This window comes from Escherichia sp. WS1368 (assembly GCF_046487485.1).
GTDB lineage: Bacteria > Pseudomonadota > Gammaproteobacteria > Enterobacterales > Enterobacteriaceae > Escherichia > Escherichia coli.
Genome location: NZ_JBJQJI010000007.1, coordinates 20,964 through 37,002, shown reverse-complemented (window position 1 = coordinate 37,002; position 16,039 = coordinate 20,964). Strand labels below are relative to the sequence as shown.

Genomic DNA, 16,039 nt, shown 5'->3' with positions numbered 1-16,039 from the left:
TTTTCTTGTCGCTGCGTACACTGAAATCACACTGGGTAAATAATAAGGAAAAGTGATGACAGAGCCGCATGTAGCAGTATTAAGCCAGGTCCAACAGTTTCTCGATCGTCAACACGGTCTTTATATTGATGGTCGTCCTGGCCCCGCACAAAGTGAAAAACGGTTGGCGATCTTTGATCCGGCCACCGGGCAAGAAATTGCGTCAACTGTTGATGCCAACGAAGCGGATGTAGATAACGCGGTCATGTCTGCCTGGCGGGCCTTTGTCTCGCGTCGCTGGGCCGGGCGATTACCCGCAGAGCGTGAACGTATCCTGCTACGTTTTGCCGATCTGGTGGAACAGCACGGTGAGGAGCTGGCACAGCTGGAAACCCTGGAGCAAGGTAAGTCAATTGCTATTTCCCGTGCTTTTGAAGTGGGCTGTACGCTGAACTGGATGCGTTATACCGCCGGGTTAACGACCAAAATCGCGGGTAAAACGCTGGACTTGTCGATTCCCTTACCCCAGGGGGCGCGTTATCAGGCCTGGACGCGTAAAGAGCCGGTTGGCGTGGTAGCGGGAATTGTGCCATGGAACTTTCCGTTGATGATTGGCATGTGGAAGGTGATGCCAGCACTGGCAGCAGGCTGTTCAATCGTGATTAAGCCATCGGAAACCACGCCACTGACTATGTTGCGCGTGGCGGAACTGGCCAGCGAGGCAGGTATTCCTGATGGCGTTTTTAATGTGGTCACCGGGTCAGGTTCTGTATGCGGCGCGGCCCTGACGTCACATCCTCATGTTGCGAAAATCAGTTTTACCGGTTCAACCGCGACGGGCAAAGGTATTGCCAGAACTGCTGCTGATCGCTTGACGCGTGTAACGCTGGAACTGGGCGGTAAAAACCCGGCAATTGTATTAAAAGATGCTGATCCGCAATGGGTTATTGAAGGCTTGATGACCGGAAGTTTCCTGAATCAGGGGCAAGTATGCGCCGCCAGTTCGCGAATTTATATTGAAGCGCCGTTGTTTGACACGCTGGTTAGTGGATTTGAGCAGGCGGTAAAATCGTTGCAAGTGGGACCGGGGATGTCACCTGTTGCACAGATTAACCCTTTGGTTTCTCGTGCGCATTGCGACAAAGTGCGTTCATTCCTTGACGATGCGCAGGCACAGCAAGCAGAGCTGATTCGCGGGGCGAGTGGACCTGCCGGAGAGGGATATTATGTTGCGCCAACGCTGGTGGTAAATCCCAATGCTAAATTGCGCTTAACTCGTGAAGAGGTGTTTGGTCCGGTGGTTAACCTGGTGCGTGTAGCGGATGGAGAAGAGGCGTTACAACTGGCAAACGACACGGAATATGGCTTAACTGCCAGCGTCTGGACGCAAAATCTCTCCCAGGCTCTGGAATATAGCGATCGCTTACAGGCAGGTACGGTGTGGGTAAACAGTCATACCTTAATTGACGCTAACTTACCGTTTGGTGGGATGAAGCAGTCAGGAACAGGCCGTGATTTTGGCCCGGACTGGCTGGACGGTTGGTGTGAAACCAAGTCGGTGTGTGTACGGTATTAATCTGGTTCGCGCATAAGTAAAAAACGGCACCAGGTGCCGTTTTTTTAGTCTGAAACAATCACTTATCTTTCTTTATCGCCCCTAGCGTTGGCGTTTCGTCAAAGAAGTTCCATGGTTTAAGCAGAGTATGTACCCATTCGGTCGGCATAATCGGCCACTCTTCGGCACGGGCCACATGTGTGGTGCCGGTAGTCATCCAGATAACGGCGTCGGTGTTGTCCAGCGACTCGTTATCCTTACTGTATTGTCCAAGACCGGTGTCATGAGAGGAACGGTTCGGATATTTGCCTTCCGGGAAACGCTCGCCAGGGTGATAACGCGTTACCCAAAGCTGCTTGTCCATAAAGCTTAAACGATGATAGATCCACTCGTCCGGGGCGAACTGGGCACCTTTTGCTACCGGGTGAGTACCACCTGCATAAGGAATAATTTGATAGGAAACTGGATTGCCCATGCGGTTCTCTTTGTTCGGGTTACTCAACAGACGAATCGTGCCCGGATCAAACTTCTGCGCGGCATCCTGTTCATTGCCGATGTTGTACTGATTAACTTGCATGGTACTGGTGCGTGGGCCACCGGCAGTATTCGGTTTTACCACCGGGTCCATCGCCACCAGGCTGTTATTCTCGCCATCTACATCCAGATCGAGGCGGAAATTATAAATATGCTGGTGTGTAGTACCCACGATATTGTGATCGATAAGCGTGCCGTAGCGCGTGTCATCTTTCGCCGTCTCATCGTGCATGGTTTTCGCTTTAACACCTTTCACCGCTTCGATGCCCGTAGCACCGGCATCAATGCCAATAGTGCCGTTTTCATGGAAGATCCAGTCAAAAATGTAGTCATAGTTACCCACTGTACTGATCCAGCGCACCACCAACTCCCGGCGTTCGGTACTGACGTTGGGCTGGCCCATTTCCTGATGCTTATACTCAGGCCCGGCATAACGTTCAAATACCGCGATAGCGCGAGGGATCTCCATCGGCACGCCAGTGTAGTCGGCAATGGTTTCATTAAGGAGCACTGCGTTAGACGGTGCATCTTTACCACGGGCAATTGGCGAGGTTAGCGTGCCCATACCGTAGTCACCAGAGTCCAGATACGCTTTAAAGTACCAGCCAATATCAGGATCACCGTAAGGTACAATCATGCCGCCGAGAGAACCTTCGTACATGACTTTGCGTTTGGTGCCATTGTCGTTATAAGTCACGGTGGAGATCATCGGCCCGACGCGAGAATTCATGCTGAGGTGAAAATCCCAGTTACGCCAGTGAATCATATCGCCAGTAATGGTGTAATTTTTACCTTCAGGCTCGATGATTTGCATAGGCTTAACTGCCGGAGCAACACGGTCACGGCCATCAAATGGGCGTGCGGTCATTGGCACCGGAACTACCGGACCTTCTTCAATCTTAACGATTTTTTTCTGTTCTAAATCAACGACCGCCACCAGGTTTTCGATGGGATGTGCCCAGTAGTTGCCATCACCGACATCAAGATAGCTGATGACTTTGAGCAACCGGGCATCTTGTTTCAGGCCATCTTTACCATCGAAATAACCTACGGTCAGCGGCGTGGTAATCACTTTCTTCGTATCAGTAATACCGCGCTTCTTCACGGCAGCGGCAAATTCTTCACTGTTGTTAATAATGTTCTGCACACTGGCGAAATCATCCAGCAACACCATTCCGTGGGCGTCTTTAATGGGTTGCCAGGATAGCAATTTGTTGTTTTGCAGATCCACTACCGCTTCGATGATATGTTTGCCGTCGAGCATAATGACGTCGGCTTTGCGCGGCTGGTCAACCGGTTTGTTTTCCAGCGCAAACGCCCAGACAGCCTCTTTATCTGGCGGTAGCAGGGAGATCTCAGTAAAACGGGTATTGGGTTTGAAGTCCGCGGAAGCTTTAACAATTTCAACGGCCTGTTTAATTTCGTCCGCAGTTAGCGCATTAAGTGGGTGAGGGCGCTTTTCTACCTGAAAGGTTTGATCCAGCCCGGACTGGAAAACATCGTTAATAAAGGTGTCAGAAACCCAGGCTTTATTGTCTTTCATCACTACCGGGACTTGCAGTGCCAGAGGCTGACCATTAACAATTGCTGTTTGCGCACCAGGCTTCACTTTCACGTACGCGCCATCTTTAATCAGGGTAAAGATCTGGGCGTAGTCGTCCCACTGCACATCGGCACCAAATTCTTTAAGCGTTTTATCCATTGGCACCATATGCGCTTCACCACCGTGGGCAAATACCGGCGCTTGCCAGGCGAAACTTAAGGCGACTGCCAACGCCAGGGCTGTTTTACGGGCAGAATACAGAGAGGGGCTTCCCATTATTAACCTCGTCAGATGTTGTGTTCTTGTTAGCAACCGCGCTCTGTGGGCGGTTTAGTCAGGTTCACATTATCAGTACTGATGTAAAGGGGATTGCCTGCACCTGCCAGGTTGTTTGGCAGGTGTGCCAGCTTTTCATACAGTGAGTGCCCTGAAAATACAGATACACATCATGCATAATGTGACAACGTCACAAAATTTGGTGAAATAAAAGGGCAACTATTCGCCGTTGCCCTTCATTGACCGATTAATCGACAAAATCACCGTGCTGCCTGGCCACCAGCGTCAGAATTGAATACAGCGCCACCGGGGTTTGATGCTGATTGAATACCTCTACCGACCATTCTACTACACCTGTTGGTTTTTCTTCTGCGCTACGCTGTTTTTTCAGCGTCTTGCGCTTACAGGTGAGACGCACCTGGATGGTATCGCCTGGTTTTACGGGTTCGATAAAACGCAAGTTTTCCAGCCCGTAGTTAGCAATGACCGGACCAACTCCGGCATCGACAAACAGACCCGCAGCCGCAGAAAGCACAAAATACCCATGTACTACACGCTCACCAAAAATAGATTCGGCAGCAGCAATCTTATCCATATGTGCATAGAAATGATCGCCGCTGAGGCAAGCAAAGTTCACAATATCGGCCTCTGTCATTGTGCGGCGGGGAGTCAACAGGCTGTCGCCTGGTTGCAGCTCCTCAAAATATTTGCGGAACGGATGAATACGATCTTCTTCGACTTTCGCACCACGCACCCACTGTTTACTGATAGCGGCAAGCATCGTCGGACTACCCTGAACAGCGGTTCGCTGCATGTAATGTTTCACCGCCCGTAAACCACCTAATTCTTCACCGCCTCCTGCGCGACCAGGCCCACCATGTACCAGTTGTGGCAGTGGGGAGCCATGCCCGGTGGATTCTTTTGCCGATTCTTCATTGAGGATCTGAATTCGCCCATGCGTACGTGCCGCGTCGGCAATAAACTGACGCGCTATTTGCGGATCAGCCGTCACCAGCGTTCCCGCAAGGCTACCGCCGCCTGCACAAGCCAGTTGCAGAGCATGTTGTTGGTTTTGTGCTGGCATTAGCGTTGCGACAGGGCCAAAGGCTTCTGTTGCATGTACCGCCGGTGTTTCATCCGGCTGCGGACAGTACAATAAGGTTGGCGGGAAGAAGGCACCCGCAGCAGATAAATCCGCCTGACCACCGAGGCGAATCTCGCATCCTGCAGCCAGCAATGTGTTCACTTTTTCCTGCACATCGGCACGCTGCTCAGCATTTACCAGTGCGCCCATTTTCACGCCTTCCTGCGCAGGATCACCGACCACGACTTTCTGTAATCGCGCAACCAGAGCGTCACTGACAGCATTAACCAATACTTGCGGCACAATAATCCGCCGGATTGCCGTACATTTTTGCCCGGCTTTTGTGGTCATCTCACGCACAACTTCACGAATAAACAGCGCAAACTCCGGTTGATCTGGGGTGACATCTTCGCCCAGTACGCAGCAGTTCAGGGAATCAGCTTCCATAGTGAAGGGGATAGATTTGGCAACGATATTTGGCTGAACTCGCAGCATCTGTCCGGTCGTCGCGGACCCCGTGAAAGTCACCACATCCTGGCTGTCCAGATGATCCAAAAGGTCGCCCGCACTACCGCAGATCAGACTAATTGCGCCTTCGGGAACAAGACCACTATCGACAATTGATTTCACCATCGCCTGAGTCAGTTGGGCCGTCGCGGTAGCTGGTTTTATGATGGCTGGCATTCCGCCCAGCCACGTTGGTGCCAGCTTTTCCAGCATTCCCCAGCAGGGGAAGTTAAAGGCGTTAATATGCACCGCCACACCTGACTTCGAGGTCAGTACATGGCGCGCGGCAAATCCACCTTCTTTCGATAAGGGGATCAATTCATCTTCCGGCCACAGCGTATCGTCAGGCAGCTCCCGGCCACCGAGGCTGGCGTAAGTAAATAACGTCCCAATACCGCCTTCAATATCAACCCAACTATCTGCCCGCGTTGCGCCTGTTTGTGCAGAAAGAGCATAGAAACGCTCTTTTTCACTCAGCAGATGTTTAGCGACCGCTTTAAGCATCGCCGCACGTTCGATAAAGGTCATCGCGCGGAGGGCGGGGGCACCTTTTTCAATGGCAAACTGGCGGGCAGCCGCCATATCAAGACCTTCACTGGTCACTTCCCATAACGCCTCGCCGCTAATAGCGTGGTGAATCAAACGGCTACGGCCCCGGCCAGACTGCCAGGTACCGGATAAGAAACTGGCTAACTGCTGCATCGCTACTCTCCAGATGTTTCACATTTCCGTTGCTAATAGTTAAATCGCGAATCATAAAAAGCAAGTGGTCTTTTAACGAAATGTTAACTGTGCGATCTGTATAGCAACTGCGAAAAACATTAATACACTGATAAATAATGATTTATAAAAATAGGGTGCGAAATCCGTCACAGTTCAAATATACAAAATTTGTGATTTTAGTTAACCACTGTGTAACTTTCATAAAACAATGTGATTCGTGTTTTTGATTGAATCACGAAAACTGGAATCGTAAAGGTGATGACGTGACCCAAGAAGAACGCTTTGAGCAACGGATAGCCCAGGAAACGGCTATCGAGCCGCAGGACTGGATGCCCGATGCTTACCGAAAGACATTGATCCGCCAGATTGGGCAGCATGCGCACTCCGAGATTGTTGGTATGTTGCCTGAAGGTAACTGGATCACTCGCGCACCAACCTTACGGCGTAAAGCCATTCTGTTGGCCAAAGTGCAGGATGAAGCAGGTCATGGTCTGTATCTCTATAGCGCCGCCGAAACACTGGGCTGCGCCAGAGAAGACATCTACCAAAAAATGCTCGACGGACGGATGAAATATTCCTCCATCTTTAATTATCCGACATTGAGTTGGGCTGATATCGGTGTTATCGGCTGGCTGGTGGATGGCGCAGCGATCGTCAATCAGGTGGCGTTATGCCGCACTTCTTATGGCCCGTATGCCAGAGCAATGGTGAAAATCTGCAAAGAAGAGAGTTTTCACCAGCGTCAGGGGTTTGAAGCCTGCATGGCACTGGCGCAGGGCAGCGAAGCTCAAAAGCAGATGTTGCAAGACGCCATTAACCGTTTCTGGTGGCCAGCCTTAATGATGTTCGGGCCAAACGATGATAACTCGCCAAACAGCGCCAGAAGTCTCGCCTGGAAAATCAAACGTTTCACCAACGACGAACTCCGCCAGCGTTTCGTGGATAACACCGTTCCACAGGTTGAAATGCTCGGTATGACCGTTCCTGACCCGGATCTGCATTTTGATACTGAAAGCGGTCACTACCGCTTTGGTGAGATCGACTGGCAGGAGTTTAACGAAGTGATAAACGGTCGCGGAATTTGTAATCAGGAGCGGCTCGACGCCAAACGTAAAGCCTGGGAAGAAGGTACCTGGGTACGGGAAGCTGCGCTGGCCCATGCACAAAAACAACATGCCTGTAAGGTCGCATAAGGAGTTTCAAAATGAGTAATGTTTACTGGCCGTTATACGAAGTTTTCGTGCGTGGCAAACAGGGCTTATCACACCGCCATGTTGGCAGTTTACATGCTGCCGATGAGCGGATGGCACTGGAAAATGCCCGTGATGCTTATACCCGTCGTAGCGAAGGATGTTCAATTTGGGTGGTGAAGGCGAGTGAAATTGTTGCCTCGCAACCGGAAGAACGCGGTGAATTTTTTGATCCGGCTGAAAGCAAGGTCTATCGCCATCCAACGTTTTACACCATCCCTGATGGCATTGAGCACATGTGAGGTCGGAAATGAATCAGTTAACGGCTTACACCTTGCGCCTGGGCGATAACTGCCTGGTGCTCTCCCAGCGGTTGGGTGAATGGTGCGGTCACGCACCGGAACTGGAAATCGATCTCGCACTGGCAAACATTGGCCTCGATTTATTAGGTCAGGCACGCAACTTCTTATCGTATGCCGCTGAATTAGCGGGAGAAGGCGATGAAGATACCCTGGCCTTCACCCGAGACGAGCGCCAGTTCAGCAACTTATTGTTGGTTGAACAACCAAACGGCAATTTTGCCGACACCATTGCACGTCAGTATTTCATCGATGCATGGCATGTGGCGCTCTTTACCCGTCTGATGGAAAGCCGCGAGCCGCAACTGGCGGCGATTTCTGCCAAAGCAATTAAAGAAGCTCGCTATCACCTGCGTTTTAGTCGTGGCTGGCTGGAGCGACTGGGCAATGGTACTGACGTATCAGGGCAAAAGATGCAGCAGGCCATCAACAAGTTGTGGCGTTTTACCGCCGAACTGTTCGATGCCGACGAGATTGATATTGCACTGAGTGAAGAGGGTATTGCGGTTGACCCACGCACTTTACGCGCAGCGTGGGAAGCCGAAGTTTTTGCTGGGTTCAACGAAGCCACATTGAACGTACCGCAAGAGCAGGCGTATCGCACTGGCGGTAAAAAAGGACTGCATACCGAACACCTTGGACCCATGGTGGCAGAAATGCAGTATCTCCAGCGTGTCTTACCCGGTCAGCAATGGTAACAGAGGAGATGGGTATGCAACGTCTGGCCACCATTGCACCGCCACAGGTGCATGAGATATGGGCGCTACTCAGCCAGATCCCGGATCCGGAGATCCCGGTGCTGACCATTACTGATTTAGGCATGGTGCGTAATGTGACACAGATGGGAGAAGGATGGGTGATCGGCTTTACGCCGACATATTCCGGTTGTCCGGCAACGGAACATTTGATTGGCGCGATACGTGAGGCAATGACAACCAACGGGTTTACCCCCGTTCAGGTTGTGCTGCAACTCGACCCGGCGTGGACCACCGACTGGATGACCCCCGATGCCCGTGAGCGTCTGCGACAGTATGGCATTAGCCCGCCCGCCGGACACAGTTGCCATGCCCATTTGCCGCCAGAAGTACGTTGCCCGCGTTGCGCCAGCGTCCATACCACACTTATCAGTGAATTTGGTTCCACGGCCTGCAAAGCATTGTATCGCTGCGATAGCTGTCGCGAACCTTTCGATTATTTCAAATGTATTTGAGGATGCCATGACAACGTTTCATTCCTTAACGGTGGCAAAAGTGGAGCCAGAAACCCGTGATGCGGTAACCATTACCTTTGCGGTACCCCAGCCTTTGCAGGAGGCGTATCGCTTTCGTCCCGGTCAACATTTGACCTTAAAAGCCAGCCTTAATGGTGAAGAATTACGCCGTTGTTACTCCATTTGCCGTAGCTACCTGCCTGGCGAAATTAGTGTGGCGGTGAAAGCCATTGAAGGCGGACGTTTCTCCCGCTATGCCCGCGAACACATCCGCCAGGGGATGACGCTGGAAGTCATGGTGCCGCAGGGGCATTTCGGCTATCAGCCACAGGCCGAACGCCAGGGCCGCTATCTGGCTATTGCAGCAGGATCGGGTATTACGCCAATGCTGGCGATTATCGCCACCACTTTACAAACCGAGCCTGAAAGTCAGTTCACTCTGATTTACGGTAACCGTACCAGCCAGAGCATGATGTTTCGCCAGGCACTGGCAGACCTGAAAGACAAATATCCTCAGCGTTTACAGTTGTTGTGCATTTTCAGTCAGGAAACTCTCGACAGCGATCTGCTTCACGGGCGTATTGACGGTGAAAAATTACAGTCACTTGGGGCCTCGCTCATTAATTTTCGTCTTTATGATGAGGCGTTTATTTGTGGTCCGGCGGCGATGATGGATGACGCGGAAGCTGCCTTAAAAGCACTGGGAATGCCAGAAAAAGCGATTCATCTGGAGCGGTTTAATACGGCTGGCACGCGCGTCAAACGTAACGTTAACGTGCAAAGTGACGGACAAAAAGTGACTGTGCGTCAGGATGGGCGGGATCGGGAAATCGTGCTTAATGCCGACGATGAAAGCATTCTCGATGCGGCATTGCGCCAGGGGGCTGATCTGCCCTATGCCTGCAAAGGCGGCGTCTGTGCGACCTGCAAATGCAAAGTGCTGCGTGGCAAAGTGGCGATGGAAACCAATTACAGTCTGGAACCGGATGAACTGGCTGCAGGCTATGTGTTGAGTTGCCAGGCACTGCCGCTGACCAGCGATGTGGTGGTTGACTTTGACGCGAAGGGGATGGCATGAGCGAACTGATCGTCAGCCGTCAGCAACGAGTATTGTTGCTGACCCTTAACCGTCCTGCCGCACGTAATGCGCTGAATAATGTCCTGCTGACGCAACTGGTAAATGAGCTGGAAGCTGCGGCTATCGATCCCAGCATTTCGGTCTGTGTGATTACCGGTAATGCACGCTTTTTTGCCGCTGGGGCCGATCTCAACGAAATGGCAGAAAAAGATCTCGCGGCCACCTTAAACGATACACGTCCGCAGCTATGGGCGCGATTGCAGGCCTTTAACAAACCACTCATCGCAGCCGTCAACGGTTACGCGCTTGGTGCGGGTTGCGAACTGGCATTGTTGTGCGATGTGGTGGTTGCCGGAGAGAACGCGCGTTTTGGGTTGCCGGAAATCACTCTCGGCATCATGCCTGGCGCAGGCGGAACGCAACGTTTAATCCGTAGTGTCGGTAAATCGTTAGCCAGCAAAATGGTGCTGAGCGGAGAAAGTATCACCGCTCAGCAAGCACAGCAGGCCGGGCTGGTTAGCGACGTCTTCCCCAGCGATTTAACCCTCGAATACGCCTTACAGCTGGCGTCGAAAATGGCACGTCACTCGCCGCTGGCCTTACAAGCGGCAAAGCAAGCGCTGCGCCAGTCGCAGGAAGTGGCTTTGCAAGCCGGACTTGCCCAGGAGCGACAGTTATTCACCTTGCTGGCGGCAACAGAAGATCGTCATGAAGGCATCTCCGCTTTCTTACAAAAACGCACGCCCGACTTTAAAGGACGCTAATGATGGAATTCATCCTCAGTCATGTAGAAAAGGGCGTGATGACACTAACGCTCAACCGCCCGGAACGCCTGAACAGTTTTAATGATGAGATGCACGCACAACTGGCAGAGTGCCTGAAACAGGTCGAGCGCGACGACACTATCCGTTGCTTGTTAATTACAGGTGCCGGACGTGGATTTTGTGCTGGTCAGGATCTTAACGATCGTAACGTTGATCCCACAGGCCCCGCACCGGATTTAGGTATGTCAGTGGAGCGTTTCTATAACCCACTGGTACGTCGCCTGGCAAAACTGCCAAAACCGGTGATCTGTGCAGTTAATGGCGTGGCTGCAGGGGCAGGCGCAACACTGGCACTGGGGTGCGATATCGTTATTGCTGCCCGTTCAGCAAAATTCGTCATGGCGTTTAGTAAGTTAGGTTTGGTACCCGATTGCGGTGGTACCTGGTTACTGCCACGCGTTGCCGGACGAGCGCGCGCCATGGGGCTGGCACTGCTGGGGAATCAACTGAGTGCTGAACAGGCGCACGAATGGGGGATGATCTGGCAGGTTGTTGATGATGAAACGCTGGCAGATACCGCGCAACAGCTGGCACGGCATCTGGCGACACAACCGACATTTGGTCTTGGACTTATCAAGCAAGCGATAAATAGCGCTGAAACCAATACGCTTGATACGCAACTGGATCTGGAACGTGACTATCAGCGACTTGCCGGACGGAGCGCAGATTATCGTGAAGGTGTCAGTGCGTTCCTGGCTAAACGCTCACCGCAGTTCACGGGGAAATAGCATGATGATAAATGTGCAAACTGTGGCAGTGATTGGGAGCGGCACCATGGGGGCTGGCATTGCTGAAGTTGCCGCCAGTCATGGACATCAGGTTTTACTGTATGACATTTCTGCTGAAGCGCTGACCCGCGCAATCGACGGGATACACGCGCGGCTAAATTCACGAGTGACGCGGGGAAAACTGACTGCTGAAACCTGTGAACGCACATTGAAACGCCTGATCCCGGTGACCGATATTCACGCGCTGGCAGCTGCGGACCTGGTCATTGAAGCGGCGTCTGAACGTCTGGAAGTCAAAAAAGCGCTCTTTGCACAGCTGGCGGAAGTTTGCCCGCCACAAACGCTATTGACCACTAACACTTCGTCAATCTCTATAACCGCGATTGCTGCGGAGGTAAAAAATCCTGAACGTGTTGCGGGGCTGCATTTTTTTAACCCGGCACCGGTGATGAAGTTGGTGGAGGTGGTCAGTGGGCTGGCAACGGCAGCGGAAGTTGTTGAGCAGTTGTGTGAACTAACGTTGAGTTGGGGTAAGCAGCCTGTGCGCTGTCATTCGACTCCTGGATTTATCGTTAACCGTGTTGCGCGTCCTTATTATTCCGAGGCCTGGCGGGCACTGGAAGAGCAGGTTGCTGCACCAGAAGTGATTGACGCTGCACTTCGCGATGGCGCTGGTTTCCCGATGGGGCCGCTGGAATTAACCGATCTGATTGGTCAGGACGTCAATTTTGCTGTCACCTGTTCGGTGTTTAACGCTTTCTGGCAGGAGCGTCGTTTTTTACCTTCGCTGGTGCAACAGGAACTGGTGATTGGTGGACGGTTGGGCAAGAAAAGTGGGCTGGGCGTGTACGACTGGCGCGCGGAACGTGAGGCAGTTGTTGGCCTGGAAGCGGTAAGCGACAGTTTTAGCCCCATGAAAGTAGAAAAGAAAAGTGACGGTGTCACGGAAATTGACGATGTTTTATTGATTGAGACACAAGGCGAGACGGCACAGGCGCTGGCAATACGACTGGCACGCCCGGTGGTAGTGGTCGACAAAATGGCGGGCAAGGTGGTGACCATTGCTGCGGCAGCGGTGAACCCGGACTCAGCGACCCGCAAGGCCATTTATTACCTGCAACAGCAGGGCAAAACAGTGCTGCAAATTGCAGATTACCCAGGAATGCTGATTTGGCGAACGGTAGCAATGATCATCAATGAAGCCCTTGATGCGCTTCAAAAAGGCGTGGCCTCTGAACAGGATATCGATACCGCCATGCGTCTTGGGGTGAATTATCCATATGGCCCGCTTGCCTGGGGAGCGCAACTTGGCTGGCAGCGAATATTAAGGCTCCTGGAAAATCTACAACATCACTATGGCGAAGAACGCTATCGCCCATGTTCATTGCTGCGCCAACGAGCGCTTCTGGAGAGCGGTTATGAGTAATAAGGCCTGGCAAAATGCCCATGCAATGTATGAGAACGATGCCTGCGCCAAAGCGCTTGGCATCGACATTATCTCAATGGATGAAGGCTTTGCTGTAGTGACCATGACCGTCACTGCACAAATGCTTAATGGTCATCAAAGTTGCCACGGCGGGCAGCTATTTTCACTGGCTGATACTGCCTTTGCCTACGCCTGCAATAGCCAGGGGCTGGCAGCCGTCGCTTCTGCCTGCACGATTGATTTTTTGCGTCCAGGCTTTGCCGGAGACACCTTAACTGCTACTGCGCAGGTACGTCATCAGGGCAAGCAAACCGGTGTTTACGACATCGAAATTGTTAACCAACAACAAAAAACGGTTGCGCTGTTTCGCGGTAAATCTCACCGCATCGGCGGCACCATTACAGGAGAAGCCTGATGCGTGAAGCCTTTATCTGTGACGGAATTCGTACGCCAATTGGTCGCTACGGCGGGGCATTATCAGGTGTTCGGGCTGATGATCTGGCTGCTATCCCTTTGCGGGAACTGCTGGTGCGAAACCCGCGTCTCGATGCGGAATGTATCGATGATGTGATCCTCGGCTGTGCTAATCAGGCGGGAGAAGATAACCGTAACGTAGCCCGGATGGCGACTTTACTGGCGGGGCTGCCGCAGAGTGTTTCCGGCACAACCATTAACCGCTTGTGTGGTTCCGGACTGGACGCACTGGGGTTCGCCGCACGGGCGATTAAAGCGGGCGATGGCGATTTGCTGATCGCTGGTGGCGTGGAGTCAATGTCTCGGGCACCGTTTGTTATGGGCAAGGCAACCAGTGCATTTTCTCGTCAGGCTGAGATGTTTGATACCACTATTGGCTGGCGATTTGTGAACCCGCTCATGGCTCAACAATTTGGAACTGACAGCATGCCGGAAACGGCAGAGAATGTAGCTGAACTGTTAAAAATCTCGCGAGAAGATCAAGATAGTTTTGCGCTACGCAGTCAGCAACGTACAGCAAAAGCGCAATCTTCAGGCATTTTAGCTGAAGAGATTGTTCCGGTTGTGTTGAAAAACAAAAAAGGTGTTGTAACAGAAATACAACATGACGAGCATCTGCGCCCGGAAACGACGCTGGAACAGTTACGTGGACTAAAAGCACCATTTCGTGCCAATGGAGTGATCACCGCAGGCAATGCCTCCGGGGTGAATGATGGAGCCGCTGCGTTGATTATTGCCAGTGAACAGATGGCAGCAGCGCAAGGACTGACACCGCGAGCGCGTATCGTAGCCATGGCAACCGCCGGGGTGGAACCGCGCCTGATGGGGCTTGGTCCGGTGCCTGCAACTCGTCGGGTGCTGGAACGCGCGGGGTTGAGTATTCACGATATGGACGTGATTGAACTGAACGAAGCGTTCGCGGCCCAGGCGTTGGGTGTACTACGCGAATTGGGGCTGCCTGATGATGCCCCACATGTTAACCCCAACGGAGGCGCTATCGCCTTAGGCCATCCATTGGGAATGAGTGGTGCCCGCCTGGCACTGGCTGCCAGCCATGAGCTGCATCGGCGTAACGGTCGTTATGCATTATGCACCATGTGCATCGGTGTCGGTCAGGGCATCGCCATGATTCTGGAGCGTGTTTGAGCATATCAACCTGCGAGTAACCTACAATGATAACCAATACAAAGCTTGACCCGATTGAAACCGCGTCTGTTGATGAGTTACAGGCGTTGCAAACACAGCGTCTGAAATGGACGCTCAAACACGCGTATGAAAATGTGCCGATGTATCGGCGCAAATTCGACGCAGCAGGCGTACATCCTGATGATTTCAGGGAACTTTCAGACCTGCGTAAATTTCCCTGTACCACCAAACAGGATCTGCGCGACAACTATCCCTTTGACACCTTTGCCGTGCCAATGGAACAAGTGGTGCGCATTCATGCTTCTTCGGGAACCACAGGTAAACCGACAGTTGTCGGCTATACGCAAAACGATATTGATAACTGGGCCAATATTGTAGCGCGTTCTTTGCGTGCGGCAGGGGGCTCGCCCAAAGACAAAATTCATGTCGCCTATGGTTACGGCCTGTTTACTGGCGGGCTGGGTGCGCACTATGGTGCCGAACGTCTGGGCGCTACGGTGATCCCGATGTCTGGCGGGCAGACGGAAAAACAAGCGCAACTGATCCGTGATTTTCAACCAGATATGATCATGGTTACGCCATCTTATTGCCTTAACCTGATTGAAGAGCTGGAGCGGCAGTTGGGCGGTGATGCCAGCGGTTGCTCGCTGCGGGTTGGAGTATTTGGTGCTGAGCCGTGGACACAGGCCATGCGTAAAGAAATTGAGCGTCGCCTGGGGATCACCGCACTGGATATTTATGGCCTGTCAGAAGTGATGGGGCCGGGGGTGGCGATGGAGTGTCTGGAAACTACCGACGGCCCAACCATTTGGGAAGATCATTTCTATCCTGAAATTGTTAATCCTCAGGACGGCACACCGCTTGCCGATGGTGAACATGGCGAACTGTTATTCACCACGCTGACCAAAGAAGCATTGCCGGTCATTCGTTACCGCACGCGTGATTTAACCCGACTGTTACCAGGAACGGCGCGGACTATGCGCCGCATGGATCGCATCAGCGGACGCAGCGATGACATGTTGATTATTCGCGGTGTAAATGTCTTTCCGTCACAACTGGAAGAAGAGATTGTCAAATTCGAACATTTATCGCCGCATTACCAACTGGAGGTGAACCGCCGGGGGCATCTTGATTCACTTTCTGTGAAAGTGGAGTTGAAAGAAAGCAGCCTGACATTGACGCATGAGCAGCGTTGCCAGGTGTGCCACCAGCTACGCCATCGGATTAAGTCGATGGTGGGGATCTCTACTGATGTAATGATCGTGAACTGTGGCAGTATCCCGCGTTCAGAAGGCAAGGCGTGTCGGGTGTTTGATCTGCGCAATATTGTTGGTGCCTGATGTGTCGTCTGGCCCTGGTGAGGTAAAGCGCCAGGGCCAGAAGTCGATACGACCTGTGCTATG

At 52.4% G+C, this 16,039-nt stretch carries 14 protein-coding genes; 12 read left to right on the top strand and 2 right to left on the bottom strand.

Annotated features, from left to right (window positions below; translation table 11 throughout):
• The first annotated feature begins 55 nt into the window (after positions 1-55).
• Positions 56-1,555, top strand: coding sequence for a phenylacetaldehyde dehydrogenase (feaB, locus tag ACJHYD_RS14385; protein WP_001551070.1), 1,500 nt, complete (start codon positions 56-58; stop codon positions 1,553-1,555).
• A gap of 58 nt (positions 1,556-1,613) precedes the next feature.
• Here feaB and tynA read toward each other — a convergent pair whose 3' ends face one another.
• Complete coding sequence (tynA, locus tag ACJHYD_RS14380; protein ID WP_000535436.1) at positions 1,614-3,887, bottom strand: primary-amine oxidase; 2,274 nt, start codon at positions 3,885-3,887, stop codon at positions 1,614-1,616.
• A gap of 247 nt (positions 3,888-4,134) precedes the next feature.
• The gene (paaZ, locus tag ACJHYD_RS14375; RefSeq protein WP_001551071.1) at positions 4,135-6,180 is read right to left on the bottom strand and encodes a phenylacetic acid degradation bifunctional protein PaaZ; all 2,046 of its coding nucleotides are present in this window, start codon (positions 6,178-6,180) and stop codon (positions 4,135-4,137) included.
• 284 nt (positions 6,181-6,464) lie between these two features.
• Here paaZ and paaA point away from each other — a divergent pair, with 284 nt between their 5' ends.
• From paaA to paaK, 11 genes are read left to right on the top strand one after another with little or no spacing between them, the layout of a single operon-like run.
• On the top strand, positions 6,465-7,394 hold the full coding sequence (paaA, locus tag ACJHYD_RS14370; protein WP_000191071.1) for a 1,2-phenylacetyl-CoA epoxidase subunit PaaA: 930 nt from the start codon (positions 6,465-6,467) through the stop codon (positions 7,392-7,394).
• Between the two features lie 11 nt (positions 7,395-7,405).
• Entirely contained in the window at positions 7,406-7,693 is a 288-nt protein-coding gene (gene paaB, locus ACJHYD_RS14365; protein ID WP_000073393.1) for a 1,2-phenylacetyl-CoA epoxidase subunit PaaB, read from the top strand.
• 8 nt (positions 7,694-7,701) lie between these two features.
• On the top strand, positions 7,702-8,448 hold the full coding sequence (paaC, locus tag ACJHYD_RS14360) for a 1,2-phenylacetyl-CoA epoxidase subunit PaaC (RefSeq protein WP_001551072.1): 747 nt from the start codon (positions 7,702-7,704) through the stop codon (positions 8,446-8,448).
• A gap of 14 nt (positions 8,449-8,462) precedes the next feature.
• Positions 8,463-8,960, top strand: coding sequence for a 1,2-phenylacetyl-CoA epoxidase subunit PaaD (paaD, locus tag ACJHYD_RS14355; protein WP_001189203.1), 498 nt, complete (start codon positions 8,463-8,465; stop codon positions 8,958-8,960).
• Between the two features lie 7 nt (positions 8,961-8,967).
• Entirely contained in the window at positions 8,968-10,038 is a 1,071-nt protein-coding gene (gene paaE / locus ACJHYD_RS14350; RefSeq protein ID WP_001551073.1) for a 1,2-phenylacetyl-CoA epoxidase subunit PaaE, read from the top strand.
• Positions 10,035-10,802 (top strand): 2,3-dehydroadipyl-CoA hydratase PaaF, encoded by a 768-nt coding sequence (paaF, locus tag ACJHYD_RS14345; protein WP_001551074.1) that lies wholly within the window; start codon positions 10,035-10,037, stop codon positions 10,800-10,802. Before paaE ends, paaF begins: the two co-directional genes overlap by 4 nt.
• A complete protein-coding gene (gene paaG, locus ACJHYD_RS14340; RefSeq protein WP_001551075.1) occupies positions 10,802-11,590 on the top strand; it encodes a 2-(1,2-epoxy-1,2-dihydrophenyl)acetyl-CoA isomerase PaaG in 789 nt (262 codons plus the stop codon). Before paaF ends, paaG begins: the two co-directional genes overlap by 1 nt.
• 1 nt (position 11,591) lies before the next feature.
• On the top strand, positions 11,592-13,016 hold the full coding sequence (paaH, locus tag ACJHYD_RS14335) for a 3-hydroxyacyl-CoA dehydrogenase PaaH (RefSeq protein ID WP_019842675.1): 1,425 nt from the start codon (positions 11,592-11,594) through the stop codon (positions 13,014-13,016).
• On the top strand, positions 13,009-13,431 hold the full coding sequence (gene paaI / locus ACJHYD_RS14330; protein ID WP_001551077.1) for a hydroxyphenylacetyl-CoA thioesterase PaaI: 423 nt from the start codon (positions 13,009-13,011) through the stop codon (positions 13,429-13,431). Before paaH ends, paaI begins: the two co-directional genes overlap by 8 nt.
• Positions 13,431-14,636, top strand: a complete 1,206-nt coding sequence (gene paaJ / locus ACJHYD_RS14325; protein WP_001206190.1) for a bifunctional 3-oxoadipyl-CoA/3-oxo-5,6-dehydrosuberyl-CoA thiolase — start codon at positions 13,431-13,433, stop codon at positions 14,634-14,636. Before paaI ends, paaJ begins: the two co-directional genes overlap by 1 nt.
• 26 nt (positions 14,637-14,662) lie before the next feature.
• Positions 14,663-15,976, top strand: coding sequence for a phenylacetate--CoA ligase PaaK (gene paaK / locus ACJHYD_RS14320; RefSeq protein WP_000632281.1), 1,314 nt, complete (start codon positions 14,663-14,665; stop codon positions 15,974-15,976).
• The last annotated feature ends 63 nt before the right edge of the window (positions 15,977-16,039 follow it).

Excerpts from the sequence above, each read along its gene's own strand:
- feaB (WP_001551070.1), top strand. The coding sequence starts at position 56 with ATGACAGAGCCGCATGTAGCAGTATTAAGCCAGGTCCAACAGTTTCTC.
- tynA (WP_000535436.1), bottom strand. The coding sequence starts at position 3,887 with ATGGGAAGCCCCTCTCTGTATTCTGCCCGTAAAACAGCCCTGGCGTTG.
- paaZ (WP_001551071.1), bottom strand. The coding sequence starts at position 6,180 with ATGCAGCAGTTAGCCAGTTTCTTATCCGGTACCTGGCAGTCTGGCCGG.
- paaB (WP_000073393.1), top strand. The coding sequence starts at position 7,406 with ATGAGTAATGTTTACTGGCCGTTATACGAAGTTTTCGTGCGTGGCAAA.
- paaC (WP_001551072.1), top strand. The coding sequence starts at position 7,702 with ATGAATCAGTTAACGGCTTACACCTTGCGCCTGGGCGATAACTGCCTG.
- paaD (WP_001189203.1), top strand. The coding sequence starts at position 8,463 with ATGCAACGTCTGGCCACCATTGCACCGCCACAGGTGCATGAGATATGG.
- paaE (WP_001551073.1), top strand. The coding sequence starts at position 8,968 with ATGACAACGTTTCATTCCTTAACGGTGGCAAAAGTGGAGCCAGAAACC.
- paaF (WP_001551074.1), top strand. The coding sequence starts at position 10,035 with ATGAGCGAACTGATCGTCAGCCGTCAGCAACGAGTATTGTTGCTGACC.
- paaG (WP_001551075.1), top strand. The coding sequence starts at position 10,802 with ATGATGGAATTCATCCTCAGTCATGTAGAAAAGGGCGTGATGACACTA.
- paaH (WP_019842675.1), top strand. The coding sequence starts at position 11,592 with ATGATGATAAATGTGCAAACTGTGGCAGTGATTGGGAGCGGCACCATG.
- paaI (WP_001551077.1), top strand. The coding sequence starts at position 13,009 with ATGAGTAATAAGGCCTGGCAAAATGCCCATGCAATGTATGAGAACGAT.
- paaJ (WP_001206190.1), top strand. The coding sequence starts at position 13,431 with ATGCGTGAAGCCTTTATCTGTGACGGAATTCGTACGCCAATTGGTCGC.
- paaK (WP_000632281.1), top strand. The coding sequence starts at position 14,663 with ATGATAACCAATACAAAGCTTGACCCGATTGAAACCGCGTCTGTTGAT.